This is a genomic window from Halosolutus halophilus (assembly GCF_022869805.1).
Taxonomy (GTDB): domain Archaea; phylum Halobacteriota; class Halobacteria; order Halobacteriales; family Natrialbaceae; genus Halosolutus; species Halosolutus halophilus.
In genome coordinates this window covers 2,885,626-2,900,062 of record NZ_CP094974.1, presented here as the reverse complement: position 1 = coordinate 2,900,062, position 14,437 = coordinate 2,885,626, and the positions used below count along the sequence as shown (strand labels likewise).

The following is a 14,437-nucleotide window of genomic DNA, read 5'->3' as shown; positions in this document are numbered from 1 at the left end:
CCGCGTATTGCACGACGAAACCGATCCGAAGCAGAGAAATCAGGGAGAATCGGCCTCGACGCGGTCGGATCGAACCGGTCGCTACTCGATCGAGACCCACTCGCCGCGCTCGTCGCTCTCCTCGATCGCCGCGAGTACGCGCTGGGCGTCGAGACCGTCTTCGAAGCTCGGCGCGAAGTCCTCCTCGGCGGCGACCGCGCTCAGGAACTCGTAGTTCTCGTGGACGAAGGTGTGCTCCCAGCCGATGACGTGGCCCGGCGGCCACCAGTGGTCGACGTAGGGGTCGTCCGCGTCCGTGACGAGGATCGTCTCGTAGCCTCGATCACCCTCCCGCAGGAGTTCGAGTTCGTTCAGGCGTTCGAGCGAGAACCTGAGACTGCCTTTCGAGCCGTGGATCTCGATCGTGTGGTCGTTCTTGTGGCCGTTCGCGAAGCGCGAGGCCTCGAGGGTTCCCATCGCGCCGTTTTCGAACGCGACCTGCGCGGAGTAGGCGTCGTCGACGGTGACGGGGCGAGTTTCGTCGCTGCCCTCCACCGGTCGTTTATCGACGAAGGTCTGTAAGTGGCCGCTCACGCGCTCCATCTCGCCCGCGAGGTCGTCGTCGCCGACGAGGAAGCGAAGCAGGTCGACCGTGTGCGCGCCGAGGTCGCCGAGCGCGCCGGAACCGGCCATCACCTCGTCGTTGCGCCACGACCACGGGGCGTCGGGATCGACGAGCCAGTCCTGGAGGTACCGCCCGCGGACGTGGTGGATCTCCCCGAGTTCGCCGTCGTCGAGCAGCCCTTTCGCGTACCGGATCGCGGGGACGAATCGGTAGTTGAACGCAGTACCGTTCGTGACGCCGGCGTCGCGGGCGGCGTCGGTCATCCGCCGGGCGTCCTCGAGGGTCGGCGCGAGCGGCTTCTCGCAGAAAACCGGCGTGCCGGCCTCGAGCGCGGCGATCGAGGGCTCGGCGTGGACGTGGTTCGGCCCGAGATTGTAGAAGACGTCGACGTCGTCGACGACGGGTTCCCAGTCGGTCGCGATCGAGTCGAACCCGAGTCGATCCGCCGCCTCGCGCAGTGCCTCTTCGTCGCGGCCGACGAGCACGCTCCGCTCGACGTCCGGGGCGTCCGGGAAGAACATCGGGAGCCGAGAGAGGGCGTTTGCGTGAGCTTTCCCCATGAACCGATAGCCGAGTACGCCGACTTCGAGCGTCATGTGTATTCGTTCACAACAGCTATAGTTAGAAGTTTTCGTCCCGACGATCGAGTTCGTGTCCGGATATGTCTCGAAAGCGGAAATGCCGACGTCTCGAGAGCCGAAACGTCACAGCAACGACGACCCGTTCCCTCCGATCGCGGTGGTTATCTCGTCTATCGCGACCGCGGCGCGGTCGACGTCGTCGGTGAGGCTCAGAAATCCGTGCGCGAGCGACGGATAGTGGAAGTGGTGGGTCTCGACGCCGGCCGCTTCCAGTCGGTCGGCGTACGCGACTCCCTCGGACCGGAGTACGTCGTGACCGGCAGTTGCGATCACGGCGGGCGGACAGCCTGCAAGCGTCTCGGCGCGCAACGGCGCTGCGAGCGGATCGTCGGCGTCGGTGGGATCCGCGAGGTACTGCTCCCAGAACCACTCCATATCCGCGCGAGAGAGGAGCACGGCGTCGGCGTGCTCGCGGTACGATCGAGCGTCGAAATCGCGGTCGAGGATCGGATAACAGAGCACCTGCGCAGCCAGCGAAACGTCTCGATCGCGCGCTCGGAGCGCGACTGCGGCGGCGAGGCCGCCCCCGGCGCTGGTCCCCGCGACGCCCAGGCGATCGGGATCAACGCCGATCGAATCGGCGTTGTCGCGCGTCCACTCGAGGGCGGCCCAGGCGTCTTCGACGGCCGCGGGAAACGGATGCTCGGGTGCCAGTCGGTAGTCGACCGAAATCACCACCGAACCGACGCGCGTCGCGAACTCCCGGCAGAGGTCGTCGGCGGAATCGAGCGTGCCGAGGACCCAGCCGCCGCCGTGACAGAAGACCAGCGCCGGCAGGGAACCGTTCGTCGCCTCGGCCGGCGTTTCGGGCCAGTAGATCCGCAGGGAAAGGTCACCGCCGGGTCCGTCGATACGCCGGCCGACGACCTCCTCGACGGGTGGCCCGGTTCCCGCCGAAAACGCCTCGTCTTCGACGCGCCGCGCTTCGGCGACGGACATGCTGTGCCACGGAGGGAGGTCGGCTACCCGGCCCTCCCGGAGAACGTCGGCGAACTGCGGGTCCAGTTCGTCGGCTGCGTCTCGATCCATACGCCGTTCCACGTACCGACTCCCAATTAGCGGTTCCCATCGTGTCGAGGCAGTCGGAGCGCGACGAGTGACGCGTGTCGTCGGTGCCCACCACCCCGCAACCCCACGGGGACGGAAGGACGAGTTCCGTGAGTACGATACCAGTGAGCGTGCGGACGTCGAAACGTTTCAGTCGGACCCGTCCAACCGTACCCCATGGACGATTTCGACCCGGACCGAACTCACGACGACGGCGTCGCGTACGCCCGCCGTCGGGACGCCGACGACCCGCTCTCGGGGTTTCAAGATCGGTTCGACGTTCCGGACGACATCTATCTGGACGGCAACTCGCTGGGACCGATCTCGGATGCGGCCGAGCAGGCACTCGAGCGAGCGGTCGAGGAGTGGCGGGAGCTCGGTATCAGGGGATGGACGGACGCGGGCCGGCCCTGGTTCTGGTACGGCGAGTCGCTCGGAGACGACCTCGCGCCGCTGGTCGGTGCCGACGGCGAGGAGGTGGTCGTCGCAAATTCCACGACGGTCAACATCCACACGCTCGTCGGCACGTTTCTGGACGCTCGAGGGGACCGCCCGCCGGGGATTCTGGTCAACGAACTCGACTTCCCGACCGACCACTACGCGATCCGTGCACAGTTGCGCCAGCGCGGGTACGATCCGGACGAACACCTCCACGTCGTCGAGAGCCGAGACGGCCGCACGATCGCGGAGGCTGACATCGTTGCCGCGGTAGACGACCACGAGGTCGGCATCGTGTTCATGCCGTCGGTGCTCTATCGAAGCGGACAACTGCTCGATATCGAGCGCATCACCAGTGCGGCCCACGAACGGAACGCACTCGCCGGGTTCGACCTCGCACACTCGGTCGGCGTCGTCCCGCACGACCTCTCGGACGTCGGCGTCGACTTCGCGGTCTGGTGTCACTACAAGTACCTCAACGCCGGACCGGGTGCGATCGCCGGACTGTACGTCAACGACCGTCACTTCGGTACGACCCCGGCGCTGGCGGGGTGGTGGGGACACGAGAAGGAAACCCAGTTCGAACTGCGCGAGCGGTTCACGCCCGCCGATTCGGCCGGGGCGTGGCAGATCGGGACCGTCCCGGTGTTCAGTGCCGCGCCCCTCGCCGGGGTGCTCGAGCTCGTCGACGAGGCCGGTATCGACGCGATTCGAGCCAAGTCGCTCGCGCTGACCTCGTATCTCATCGCGCTCGTCGACGACCGGCTCGCGGATCTGGACTGTTCGATCGCTACACCGCGGGCCCCGGACGAGCGGGGCGGCCACGTGGCAATCGAACACCCCGAGGCGGAACGTGTCAGCGAAACCCTCCGCGAGCGCGGCATCGTCGTCGACTTCCGCCCGCCGAATATCGTTCGAGTCTGTCCGGCACCGCTGTACACTCGCTTCGTCGACGTCTGGGAGTTCACGGAGCAGCTTCGAGAGGTTCTCACGAATCGCGACTACGAGAACGCAGACGTCGGCGACGAGGTGACGTGACGGGCAGAGAGAAAGACGTGTATTCCCTACTCGGCCCAGTAGGCTTCCCCGGGCTGTTCCCGGAACAGAGCCCGATCGAGCAGTTCGACGGCCTTCTCGAGTCCCTCGCGGGAACTGGTCAGCGAGTCCTCGTGCTCGATGCTCAGCGTGCCGTCGTAGCCGACCATCCGCAGGGTCGAGACGAGGTCCTTCCAGTGGGACTCGTCGTGGCCGTAGCCGACCGATCGGAACAGCCACGAGCGGTTCGGTTCGTCGTCGTACGCGGTCGTGTCGAGGACCCCCTTCTCTCGGGCCTGTTCCTCGTAGATTCGGGTGTCCTTCGCGTGGAAGTGGTGGATGGCGTCGCGCTCGCCGAGAAAGCGGATCGCGTCGGTGATCGAGATGCCCTGCCAGTAGAGGTGTGAGGGGTCGAAGTTCGCGCCGACGCGCTCGTTGGTCGCCTCGCGCAGCCGGGCCATCCCGTGGGGCTCGTAGACCAGCATGTTCGGGTGCATCTCGATCGCCAGATCGACGCCGCGGTCGTCCGCGAACGCCGCGAGGTCGGTCCAGTAGTCGACCGCGACCTCCCACTGGTACTCGTGGGCCTCGGCGTGTTCCGGCGGCCACGGGGCCGTGATCCAGTTCGGGACCTCGTCGTCCGGACCGCCGGCGGGCAGTCCCGAGAAGCAGGTGACCGTATTCACGTCGAGCTGGTCGGCGAGTTCGATCGCCTCCCGAAGTTCCGCGTCGGCCTCGTCGGCCCGATCGTCGTCCGGGTGCAGCGGGTTGTTGTGCGTCGCGAGCGCGCTAACGTGCATCCCGTACTCGTCGAGCAGGCCGTGAAGGTTCGCCTGGGCGTCCTCGTCGTCGAGATAGTCGTCGCGGACGAGGTGGTCGTCGCCGGGATAGCCGCCGACGCCCGGTTCGATCGCGTCGACGCCGATGTTCGAGAGGTACTCCAGTGCGCCTTCGAGCGATTCGTCCGCCAGTGGCGGGGTGTGAACGCCGATATCCATACGGTGAATCCGACGGCATCACCGACCATAAATCCAGTGCTGGAAAATCGTACAATTTGACGGGTAGCGCAGCTCTAGGATCGATTTTCGGGCTTTCAGTCCGGGCCGAGTCGGTGGTCGCGTCGTTCCGTCCCGACGGTCGCGCCGAAGCCGATCGGGGCCTCCGTCTCCGGGTCAGACCTCCTGGAGTCTCCGGATCGGCCCGTCCGGAGTCCGAGTCAGACCTCCTGGAGTCGCTTCTCCAGCGATACCGTGTGTCCCTCGGCGCTCGATCGGTAGATCGCGTCGACGATCCGCTGGACGGTCAGCGCCTCCTCGACGCCGCTGCCGTCCTCGCGCCCGGCGTCGATCGCTTCGAAGAACGCTCGCTGTTCGGCCGCGTGCGGGTCGTTCTCGCGAGGTTCGATGGTCGCGTCCACGAAGTGGTCCGTCCCGTCGGAACTCGCCGAGTGGAGCGTGAGTTCGTTCTCCATGAGGTCGAACCGGGCGGCGGCCTCCGTCCCGCGGATGACGAACTCGTGGGTCGGCGGCCGGTTCGTCGCCCACGCGACCTCGAGCGAGATCGTCCGGTTGCCCGCACAGCGAACGAACGCGCTCGCTGAGTCGTCGACGTCGAACGCACCCGGGCCGCTGTCGTCGCCCCACATCTCGAGGTACGCGTAGTCCTCGCGTGAGCCGAACTCGGATCGGGTGACGCCGGAGGCCTCTTGGACGTCGGGGTCGCCGAGCAGGTACAGCGCGAGGTCGATCGCGTGGACGCCGAGGTCGATGAGCGCGCCGCCACCGGAGATTTCGCGTCGGGTGAACCACGATCCGCGACCGGGTACGCCGCGCCGACGGACGTAATTCGCCTCGACGTGGGTCACCTCGCCGAGGTCGCCGCGATCGATCCGCTCCCGGAGCAGTCGGACCGTGTTCCGGAACCGGTTGTTGAACCCGACCATGCACGTACTGTCGGCGTCCGCGGCCGCGTCGGCGATCCGTTCGGCGCTCTCGATCGAGTGGGCGAGCGGCTTCTCGAGGAGGACGTGCAGGTCGCGATCGAAGGCCTCGACGGCGTACTCCTCGTGGAACTTGTTGGGGGTCGTGATCACGACGGCGTCGATGTCGTCGAAGAGGCGGTGGTGATCCGCGTAGGTCTCGACGCCGTAGCGATCGGCGAATCGGTCGCGCGCCTCGGCCGAGACGTCCATCCCGCCCACGAGGGGGACGCCGAGTTCCGCGAGTCGATCGGCGTGGTGCTGGCCGATGTTTCCGAGCCCGACGATGCCGGTCCGGACGGATGGCGCTCCCGACGTCATCGATCCTCCACTGACTCGTTACGTTCGGCCGACTCCGCTCGATCGACGTCTCCGATCGTCGTTCGCTGCGCGCGGGGACCGCCGCTGCGCTCAGTACAACTGCTCTTCGTTCTCCTGTCGCTCATTGTCGTGTTCCTGCTGTCGGTTGCGTCGGTGTCTGTTGCGCCGATACTGTCTGATTCCCGGGAGGATCTTGTTCTTCACGTCGAGGGCGAACGAGACGATCCCGTAGATCCAGAAGAAAAACAGGACCGTCAGCCCGCCGTAGTAGACGATCGGCACGAGGCTACTCATGCTGGCCACCGGATTCGGCTTCCGCCGCGGCCTCCGCGTTGCCACCCGCAAGCTGCCGGGCCGACAGGTCCGCGATGCCGTGCGTGATCGCCTCTCCCGGGGCCGTCTCGAACAGGTGAATCTTCGATCGATCGAGGACGACCGACACGGGTTCGTCTTCCGCGATGTCGGTGTCCGGATCGACGCTCATCAGCAACTGGTTCGACGCGGCGGAGGCCTCGTTGCTGGTCATCATCTCGCTGCTCGCGCCGTCGAGCGAGAGGTAGACGAAGATTTCGTCACCCATCGGCTCGAGGACGTCGGTTCGCGCCTCGATTATCTCCGAACTGCTCTCGACGGCGTCGGCGTTCCGCTCGAGGTAGATGTCCTCGGGCCGGATTCCCATCGTGATTCCGTCGTCGACGGACTCCAGGTCGCCGGGATCGAACTCGAGGTCGAAGTGATCGGTCTCGAGCCCGCTGCCGGCCAGTTCGCCCTCGACGAAGTTCATCGACGGCGAGCCGATGAAGCCGGCCACGAACAGGTTCGCCGGCTCGTTGTAACAGGTCAGCGGCGGATCGATCTGCTGCAGTTCGCCGGCGTTGATGACCGCGATCCGATCGGACATGGTCATCGCCTCGGCCTGGTCGTGCGTGACGTAGATGATGGTCGTGTCCAGTTGCTTGTGGAGCCGCTGGAGTTCGGTTCGCATGTGGACGCGCAGCTTCGCGTCGAGGTTCGCCAGCGGTTCGTCCATCAGGAAGACGTCGGGTTCGCGGACGATCGCGCGAGCGATCGCGACCCGCTGTTGCTGGCCGCCCGAGAGTTCGTTCGGTTCCCGATCGAGCATCCCCTCGAGCTGGACGATGTCGGACGCCTGTTCGACCCGGCGATCGATCTCGTCCTTGTCGTACTTCCGTAGCCGGAGGCCGAACGAGATGTTCTCGTAGACGTCCATGTGCGGGAACAGCGCGATGTTCTGGAAGACCATCGAGACCCCGCGGTCTTTCGGCGGGAGGGTCGTGACGTCCCTGTCTCCGATGTGGATCGTCCCCTCCGTCGGTTTCGTGAGACCGGCGATGGTCTCCATCGTCGTCGACTTGCCACAGCCCGAGGGACCGACGAGACAGACGAACTCGCCGTCTTCGATGTCGAGATTCATCTCGTCGACGGCGACGACGTCTTCGTAGCGTTTCGTGACGTTATCGAGTGTTACGCGTGCCATAGTTACTCCTTGAGTGCTCCTTCAGTCAGTCCGCTGACGATCTTTTCCTGTGCGACCACGACGAGGATCAACATCGGCAACACGCCGACGATACTCGCTGCTGCCATCAGATTGAAATCCGTTGTGTACTGGGTCTGGTAGCTGAGGATACCGCCCACCAGCGGCGACCACTGGGAGGGCTCGTTCTGCAGCGCCATGATCGAGCTGAAGAAGTACTCGTTGTACACGGCGATGAACGTCAACACGGCGGCGGTCGCGACGCCGGGTGCCGACAGCGGCATGATCACCCGGAACAGCGCGCCCAGTCTGGTCGTTCCCTCGACGCGTGCCGCATCCTCGAGCCCGTCCGGAATCTGCGAGTAGAACGTGGTGAGGATGAAAATCGACAGCGGCAGGAACAGCGCGCTGAAGGGCATGATCATCGACCCCGGCGTGTTGACCAGCCGCGGCGGCGCGAACAGTTCGACCCCGAGGAATGGGACGACGAGCGGGTTCCCGAGGAACGCTTCGAACAGCGGGATCAGGAACGCCGCCGGCGGGAAGTACGAGATCGCCAGGATGGCGAGCATCATGGCCCCGCGGCCGGGGAACTCGAGCCGTCCGAAGACGTACCCAGCAAGGCTCGCGAGGACCAGGACGATGATCGTCGTCGCCGTCGCGAGCACGAAGCTGTTGAACACGTAGAGGTGGAACGGAACCTGCTGGAACACCTCCACGAAGGCCACGACGTTGAACCCCTGTGGCCTCGGGAACGGTACCTCGCCGAGGAGGGGTACGGCCACGTCCCAGTTACCGCGTCGAATCAGGCCGCTCGGGGTCAGCGCCAGCACCAGCAGCCAGTAGAACGGGAACAACGTCGTCACGAGGAAAAACGCCATCACGACGTAGAACAGTGCCCTGTACAGCCGGCTGCGTTTCTCGGGATCGTTGACGACGCCGCGAGTCCACCGGTCGAGTGGCCCCAGGTCGTCGTCGGTCGACTGCGCCGGTGGTTCGGAAGCAGTCGCCATCTCAGAGTCCCTCCTTGTACTGCTGGTAGATGACGCCCAGCACGGCGATACCGATGATTCCGGCCGTGACGAACGCGATCGCGGACGCGAGGCCGCGGTTCGTGTTGAACGTCGCGACGACCATACACGACAGCGACGGAACGGTCGTACAACCCGACACCGAGTCGATGAGCCCGTAGATCCGCATCGCGTCGATCGTCCGGAACAGGATTGCGACGCCGAGCGCCGGCAGGACCAGCGGGAACGTGATCAGCTTGAATTCCTGCCACTTGGTCGCGCCGGCGACTTTCGCCACGTCGTAGAGGCTCCGATCGATGCTCTGGAGGCCGGCGAGGATGAGCAACGCCATGAACGCCGACGTCTTCCAGATGTCCGCGACCGTGATGATCAACAGCGAACTTATCGGATCGTTGAGGGTATTGGTCGGCGCGACGAGTCCCCAGTCCGCCAGCGGTTCCACGAGGAACCCGGCGGTCGGGTGGAACATCAGATAGAAGATCATACCCTGGATGACGATCGGAATCGCCCACGGGATGATGATCGCGGCGCGGACCCACCGGCGGCCACGGAAGTCCTGGTCCAACACCAGCGCCTGCCCGAAGCCGATGAGCGTCTCGAAGAAGACGCTCACGACGGTGAAGATGAGCGTCACTGCGAGCGCGCTCCGGAGCAACCCGTCGAAGTGGACGAACGGGAAGCTACCGCTGGTGCTGACACCCGGGAGGAACGTGGTCGATCCGGGGAACCGCGGATCGGCCGCGCCAGTGAACATTTGCACGTAGTTCTCGAACCCGACGAACTCCGGGTTAGTGAGGACGTTCTGGTACATCGACAGCTCGAACGTCCGCAAAAGCGGATACAGCGCGACCGCTCCCAGCAGGAGCATCACCGGCGACAACAGCAGGTAGGCGAACCCTGTCTCGCCGAGGTTCTCCATCCAGCGCGTGATCGCGACGACCGGCCCCGATCGGTTCGATTGTCGTGTGGGACCGGTCGTCCTATCTTCGGTACTCATCCTTGTGCTTCGATATTTTCAAGCCCTTCCTGGAGATCGGCGGCAGCGTCGTCTGGACTCTTTTCTCCTGCGACTGCGAGGTTGACTTCTTCCGCGATGCGGCTGGACTCGTCCGGCCAGACCGACGTCACGGGACGTGCCATCGCGTTCTCCCCGGCGACACGGAGCGTTTCCATGTAATTGCCCATCGGTTCGGCCTGCTTGACTTCGTCAGTATCGAAGAGGGCGGGCTTCGGCGGGATCCAGCCCCAGAGGTCCCACATTCCGAGGTTGAAATCGTCAGTCATCGTCGCACGGATGACCTCGAGCGCTTCTTCCTTGCGTTCGGAGTTGGGATTAAGCACCAGGTGCCAGCCGCCGAGAGCAGACGTCGTCCCGCCGGTACCCGGCTGGTTGGCCTCGTCTTCGGTCACGGCGTACGGAATCGGCATCGCGCCGTAGTCCTCGACCGGGATCGGATCGTCCGCGTCGGAGGTGTTCAGGTTGATGGCGTAGGGCCAGTTGCGCTGCATGGCTGCCTGCCCGTTGAGAATGGCCTCGCGCGCGTCTTCTTCCGCCCAGGAGGTGATGTCCGGGGTGGCGACGCCGAGCGGGTACTCGTCCTCGAGCGTGTGTTCGTCCGCTTCGTCGGCGACGAACGTGCGCATCATCTGGAGCCCTTCGATGAACTCCGGTTCGTCGACCGTCACCGGGCGATCGCCGACGGGTCCGAACAGGTTGTCGCGCCCGCCGAAGTAGGCGCCGCCGAACGAGGACATGACCTCGTTCCACGTACAACAGGACGTCCCCTCGTACTGGTCCCACTGGGTTGCGAGTCCGTATTCCGCGTCGGAAGCGTCGACGATCTCTTGAGTGATCTCGGCCCACTCCTGCCAGGTCATCGGCTCGGTGGCCCACGTCTCGAAGTCGCTCTCGCCGTAACCGGCTTCCCGCGCGTAGTCCTTGCGGTACTGCATCGTCGGGTAGTCCGGAAACATCGGGACGCCGTACAGATCGTCGTTGTCCGGATCGCGGGTCGTCGCGGTGAACGCCTCGAAGTATTCGTCCTCGACCGTCGAGAGTTCGTCGTCGTCGAGTTCTTCGCTCAGGTTCGCGATGTGACCGCGCTGGATGAAGATGTTCACCCACCCGTTGTCCATCAGGAACAGATCCGGCTGGCTTTCGCCCGCCTCGAGCAGGTTCGTGTACGTCTCTCGCCGGGCCCCCGTATCTTCGTCACCGGGCTGCAGCCGAACGTCGACCCCGTCTGCGCCGCTGTTCTGAACTAGTTCGACGATCTCGTCGCCGATTTCGTTCGCCGCGTTCGGGTCGAATCCCCAGACCACGGAATCGTCGGACGATTCGTTCCCGTAGATACAGCCTGCAAGTCCGACGGCTGCTCCACCGGCCCCCGCTGCCTTGACGAACGTTCGTCGCGAGACGCTCGAGCCTTCGTTCTCGTTCCCCTGTGAGTATCTCTCACTCATAGAAAAGAGTATGAGGGTTATTCGTATTTATACCTAATGGATCAACTACAACAGGTGTAGTTAACCAGATCTATTCTGTCAGCGGACGACGACGGTCGGGATCGCTGAACGGATCGGCGGCGCACCGTTCTCGCAGGGCCCACCGTCTGCGCACGGACGCGAAGACGCCTCTAGAACTGGGTCACGCGGCCGAAAACAGCGACACGACGCGTCGTCGCCGAGCGGTCACTCGATCGACTCGATCGTGATCCGCACCGCCTCGTAGTCCTCGATCATCGCGCCCCAGCCGCCGACGGTGAAGCTCTCGTCGTCGTCGACGACCGTCAGTGAAGCCTGACCGGCCAGCTGCGAGAGGGGCGTCGCCCGATCGTCGCTCGCGGAGATGCCGGCGTACGTGGCGTCGACGATCGTTCCGTGTCGGGTTACCTCGCGGCCCGTGTCCGTCGCGAAGCCGTGGATCGTCGCCTCGATTTTCCGGTCGTCCTCGAGCAGCGGCATGACCTCCTGAAGACACTGCCGGAGGTCGACGTAGGTGAGCGGCGGCTCCTCGCGGCGGGCCGAGTAGATCGTCTCCTGGACCTCCCAGAGGCAGGTCAGGAAGTACCAGTGGAAGACGTACGAGTGGGTTCGGTCGTTGACGATAACGCCGTACTCGTTCGTCGAGTTGCCGTGCGGCGAGAAACACGTCCACGATCGATCGACCAGCGCGAGAAACGGCGAGGGGATGTCGCGGTACCGCGCTTCCGTACACGTCCGGGACAGTTCGTCGACCGACGGGAGTTCCGGGTTCCCGTCCAGCGCCGGGAACAGGCAGACCTTGACGTCGACGCCGTTCCCGGTGGCCACCGCGAGCGCGTCCGAGAGGTCGGCGAACTGGGCGGGCGTCAGGCCGATCTGGACCTGGTTCGTGGCCGACCGGATCAACTCGTCCGTCTGCGTCAGGACCGTATCGAGCCGCTTGACGATACTGACCCTGTGATCCTCGATGTCCGGCCGACTCCAGCGATCCTCGATCTCGTCGGCCGCGGTTTCGAAGCGGGTGGCGCGCGATCGCAGGTCCGCGAGCACGTCCGCCGGGTCGTGCGCCCGTGCGTGCAGGCTGTCCTGTTCGTAGGTTTCGATGTACCCCTCGTCCTCGAGGTCACGCAGCACGTCGTAGATTCGCGGGTCGGGCACCGAACTGGCCTGTGCGACGTCGGTCGCCGACGCCGACCCGAACTCCAGCAGCGTCACGAACGCGTCGGCCTGGTACGGCGAGAGGCCGGCGTCCTCCAGCGTCTCGGTGAGTTCGTCGCTGTCCATCGAGACTCACCGCCCCGCGACCGAGGGTGTCCATCGACCGTACCGGCCGCCGATCCGGCGATCGGGCCCGCTCGCGGGGGCGCGATACGACCGTCGCCTGTGCGTTTCCGTTTCGCTCATTCTTGACAGCATATAACACCTGTTGTAAAAAAGACTGTCGCTGGCGCCACACTCAAGGCGATCCGGGGGAAACGGTCGCCGCATGACCGATCCACTCGAACGGGTACGGCGGCCCGAATACACCGGTGAGAACCGGTGCTGGCCGTGTACCGTCACCAACAGTCTCCTGCTGTCCGTTCTCGTCGGCGCAGTTGCGATCCTCGGCCGACGGACGGCCGCCGCGGCGATCGCGGTCGTCGGGGCCGGCGCGATCGCCCTCCGTGGCTACGTCGTCCCGTACACGCCGCGGTTCGCACCTCGTCTCGTCGCGGCGCTCCCGATCGAATCGTTCGACTACGGTGAGCCAGCCGGCGGGACGGGGTCGCTGTCGGATTCGAGCAACACGTCGGACGCGGCCACGGACGCTGCTGCACCGACCGGCGAAGCGGTCCTCGGGGAACTCCTCGAAGCGGGTGCCGTCGTCGCCGAGGGCGACGAGATCTACCTCTCGTCCGACTTCCAGGACGACTGGCGCCGCGAGGTGCGGACGCTGCGCGAGGCCGACCTCGCCACGCTCGCTGCGGTCGCCGACGAACAGACGCCGCCGTCGATCGAGGCGCGGACGAGGCGGGGCTGGGGTCGACCCGTCCTGGTGCTCGAGGGGGACGACGTCGAACCCGTCACGCTCCGACGGGGGGTCGCCATCCCCGAACTCGCCGCCGCGCGCGCCCTCGAATCCCGCGTCGAGTCCGGCGCGATCCGTCGCGCCGCCGGCCGTCCGTTGCGTTCGCTCCTCGAGGCGTGTCCGCTCTGTGACGGCGAGTTGACCGTCAATCAGTCGAGTTGCTGCGGCGAGGTGACGCCGATCGGGAAGACGCCTACGGAGAAACTCGTCTGTCCCGCCTGCAACGAGCGGTTCTTTATTTTCGACGAGGAGCACTGAACAGCGAGCGCACTCGCGATTACTCCTCCGCGATCGATCCCTCGCGGATCGAGTCGACGGTCTCCCGATCCGGGAGCGCCGCCATCGCACCGGCGGCCGTCGTCGCGGCAGCCCCGACCGCGTTGGCAAAGGAGAGCGTCGCGGCCAGATCGCGGCCCTCGCGCAGTGCCGCGATCGCGCCGGCGACGAAGGCGTCGCCCGCCCCGGTCGTGTCGACGACGTCGGGATCGTAGCCGGGATGACGCGCGATCCCGTCCCACGACGTCTCGTCCGCGGCGACGGCGATCGCACCCGCGTCGCCGCGGGTGACGAACACGACCTCCGGCCCGACCGCCATCGCATCCCGGGCGATCGCCTCGGCGGACTCGCCCTCGAAGCCGAGCCGCGAGAGTTCGCCCGCCGTCGCTTTCAGCACGTCCACGTTCGAGAGCGCCTCCCGGACGACGGTCCGGTAGGTGTCCGCGTCCGGCCACAGCTCCGGCCGCTCGTTCGGGTCGAACGAGACCGTACAGTCGCGGTCGGCGGCCCGATCGAGCAGGTCGAGGGTCGCCTCGCGGGACCGACCGCCTGAGAGCGCCACGCCGCCGGCGTGGATCCACTCGAGATCCGCGAGCACGGCGTCGTCGATCCGGCCCGGCTCGAGGCGGGTGTCTGCGGTCCCGTCCCGGTAGAACGAGAACTCCCGATCGCCGGTCTCGTCGTGGGTGACGAACGCGAGCGAGGTCTTCGCGTCGGGATCGAGTTCGAGGAATCGCTCGGGGAGGCCGTACGCCGCGAGCGTTTCGTGGAGGTATCGTCCGAAGGGGTCGTCACCGACGCGCGTCCAGAACAGCGGCGCGTCCCCCAGCCGAGCGAGCGCCACGGCGACGTTCGCCGGTGCGCCGCCGGGTCGGCGATCGAACCCCTCGACCGCCGCGATCGGGCCGGGTTCCTCGGGAAGGAAGTCGATCAGCGCCTCGCCGGCGACCAGGATCTCGTTCTCGCGGTTCATGGCGCGTCCTTCGATCGACTCCCGATAATGGTTTCGGGAACGCGATCGG

General features: G+C 65.9%; 13 protein-coding genes. 2 read left to right on the top strand and 11 right to left on the bottom strand.

Translation table 11 applies throughout. The annotated features are described in order from the left end of the window. Positions 1 to 81: 81 nt before the first annotated feature. A complete protein-coding gene (locus tag MUG98_RS14180; RefSeq protein ID WP_265108096.1) occupies positions 82 to 1,200 on the bottom strand; it encodes a Gfo/Idh/MocA family protein in 1,119 nt (372 codons plus the stop codon). 108 nt (positions 1,201 to 1,308) lie between these two features. Beyond that, positions 1,309 to 2,274 (bottom strand): alpha/beta hydrolase, encoded by a 966-nt coding sequence (locus MUG98_RS14175; RefSeq protein WP_265108095.1) that lies wholly within the window; start codon positions 2,272 to 2,274, stop codon positions 1,309 to 1,311. Positions 2,275 to 2,469: 195 nt separating this feature from the next. Here MUG98_RS14175 and kynU point away from each other — a divergent pair, with 195 nt between their 5' ends. Further along, positions 2,470 to 3,768 carry a kynureninase gene (kynU, locus tag MUG98_RS14170; RefSeq protein ID WP_265108094.1) on the top strand — a complete coding sequence of 433 codons (1,299 nt, stop codon included), beginning with the start codon at positions 2,470 to 2,472 and terminating at the stop codon, positions 3,766 to 3,768. Positions 3,769 to 3,794: 26 nt separating this feature from the next. Here kynU and MUG98_RS14165 read toward each other — a convergent pair whose 3' ends face one another. From MUG98_RS14165 to MUG98_RS14130, 8 genes are all read right to left on the bottom strand, one after another. Further along, on the bottom strand, positions 3,795 to 4,763 hold the full coding sequence (locus MUG98_RS14165) for a sugar phosphate isomerase/epimerase family protein (protein ID WP_265108093.1): 969 nt from the start codon (positions 4,761 to 4,763) through the stop codon (positions 3,795 to 3,797). Positions 4,764 to 4,981: 218 nt separating this feature from the next. Further along, complete coding sequence (locus tag MUG98_RS14160) at positions 4,982 to 6,064, bottom strand: Gfo/Idh/MocA family protein (protein WP_265108092.1); 1,083 nt, start codon at positions 6,062 to 6,064, stop codon at positions 4,982 to 4,984. A 90-nt stretch (positions 6,065 to 6,154) separates the two neighbouring features. Continuing rightward, complete coding sequence (locus tag MUG98_RS14155; RefSeq protein ID WP_265108091.1) at positions 6,155 to 6,358, bottom strand: DUF8005 family protein; 204 nt, start codon at positions 6,356 to 6,358, stop codon at positions 6,155 to 6,157. Next, positions 6,351 to 7,562, bottom strand: coding sequence for an ABC transporter ATP-binding protein (locus MUG98_RS14150; protein WP_265108090.1), 1,212 nt, complete (start codon positions 7,560 to 7,562; stop codon positions 6,351 to 6,353). The genes MUG98_RS14155 and MUG98_RS14150 overlap by 8 nt, the downstream gene beginning before the upstream one ends. Before the next feature lie 2 nt (positions 7,563 to 7,564). Beyond that, a complete protein-coding gene (locus MUG98_RS14145; protein ID WP_265108089.1) occupies positions 7,565 to 8,572 on the bottom strand; it encodes a carbohydrate ABC transporter permease in 1,008 nt (335 codons plus the stop codon). A gap of 1 nt (position 8,573) precedes the next feature. Then, positions 8,574 to 9,587 carry a carbohydrate ABC transporter permease gene (locus tag MUG98_RS14140; RefSeq protein ID WP_265108088.1) on the bottom strand — a complete coding sequence of 338 codons (1,014 nt, stop codon included), beginning with the start codon at positions 9,585 to 9,587 and terminating at the stop codon, positions 8,574 to 8,576. Next, positions 9,584 to 11,053: an extracellular solute-binding protein gene (locus MUG98_RS14135; protein WP_265108087.1), complete on the bottom strand. Its 1,470-nt coding sequence runs from the start codon at positions 11,051 to 11,053 to the stop codon at positions 9,584 to 9,586. Before MUG98_RS14135 ends, MUG98_RS14140 begins: the two co-directional genes overlap by 4 nt. A 225-nt stretch (positions 11,054 to 11,278) precedes the next feature. Further along, positions 11,279 to 12,355 (bottom strand): TrmB family transcriptional regulator, encoded by a 1,077-nt coding sequence (locus MUG98_RS14130; RefSeq protein ID WP_265108086.1) that lies wholly within the window; start codon positions 12,353 to 12,355, stop codon positions 11,279 to 11,281. Between the two features lie 202 nt (positions 12,356 to 12,557). Between MUG98_RS14130 and MUG98_RS14125 the strand changes: the two genes are divergently transcribed. Continuing rightward, a complete protein-coding gene (locus MUG98_RS14125; RefSeq protein ID WP_265108085.1) occupies positions 12,558 to 13,397 on the top strand; it encodes a DUF8054 domain-containing protein in 840 nt (279 codons plus the stop codon). A gap of 19 nt (positions 13,398 to 13,416) precedes the next feature. On the opposite strand, the gene MUG98_RS14120 is transcribed toward MUG98_RS14125, so the two are convergent. Next, complete coding sequence (locus MUG98_RS14120) at positions 13,417 to 14,388, bottom strand: carbohydrate kinase family protein (RefSeq protein WP_265108084.1); 972 nt, start codon at positions 14,386 to 14,388, stop codon at positions 13,417 to 13,419. Positions 14,389 to 14,437 lie beyond the last annotated feature (49 nt).

What these genes read in the sequence shown, in the direction of transcription:
- MUG98_RS14180 (WP_265108096.1), bottom strand. Translation starts at nt 1,200, where the DNA reads ATGACGCTCGAAGTCGGCGTACTCGGCTATCGGTTCATGGGGAAAGCT.
- MUG98_RS14175 (WP_265108095.1), bottom strand. Translation starts at nt 2,274, where the DNA reads ATGGATCGAGACGCAGCCGACGAACTGGACCCGCAGTTCGCCGACGTT.
- kynU (WP_265108094.1), top strand. Translation starts at nt 2,470, where the DNA reads ATGGACGATTTCGACCCGGACCGAACTCACGACGACGGCGTCGCGTAC.
- MUG98_RS14165 (WP_265108093.1), bottom strand. Translation starts at nt 4,763, where the DNA reads ATGGATATCGGCGTTCACACCCCGCCACTGGCGGACGAATCGCTCGAA.
- MUG98_RS14160 (WP_265108092.1), bottom strand. Translation starts at nt 6,064, where the DNA reads ATGACGTCGGGAGCGCCATCCGTCCGGACCGGCATCGTCGGGCTCGGA.
- MUG98_RS14155 (WP_265108091.1), bottom strand. Translation starts at nt 6,358, where the DNA reads ATGAGTAGCCTCGTGCCGATCGTCTACTACGGCGGGCTGACGGTCCTG.
- MUG98_RS14150 (WP_265108090.1), bottom strand. Translation starts at nt 7,562, where the DNA reads ATGGCACGCGTAACACTCGATAACGTCACGAAACGCTACGAAGACGTC.
- MUG98_RS14145 (WP_265108089.1), bottom strand. Translation starts at nt 8,572, where the DNA reads ATGGCGACTGCTTCCGAACCACCGGCGCAGTCGACCGACGACGACCTG.
- MUG98_RS14140 (WP_265108088.1), bottom strand. Translation starts at nt 9,587, where the DNA reads ATGAGTACCGAAGATAGGACGACCGGTCCCACACGACAATCGAACCGA.
- MUG98_RS14135 (WP_265108087.1), bottom strand. Translation starts at nt 11,053, where the DNA reads ATGAGTGAGAGATACTCACAGGGGAACGAGAACGAAGGCTCGAGCGTC.
- MUG98_RS14130 (WP_265108086.1), bottom strand. Translation starts at nt 12,355, where the DNA reads ATGGACAGCGACGAACTCACCGAGACGCTGGAGGACGCCGGCCTCTCG.
- MUG98_RS14125 (WP_265108085.1), top strand. Translation starts at nt 12,558, where the DNA reads ATGACCGATCCACTCGAACGGGTACGGCGGCCCGAATACACCGGTGAG.
- MUG98_RS14120 (WP_265108084.1), bottom strand. Translation starts at nt 14,388, where the DNA reads ATGAACCGCGAGAACGAGATCCTGGTCGCCGGCGAGGCGCTGATCGAC.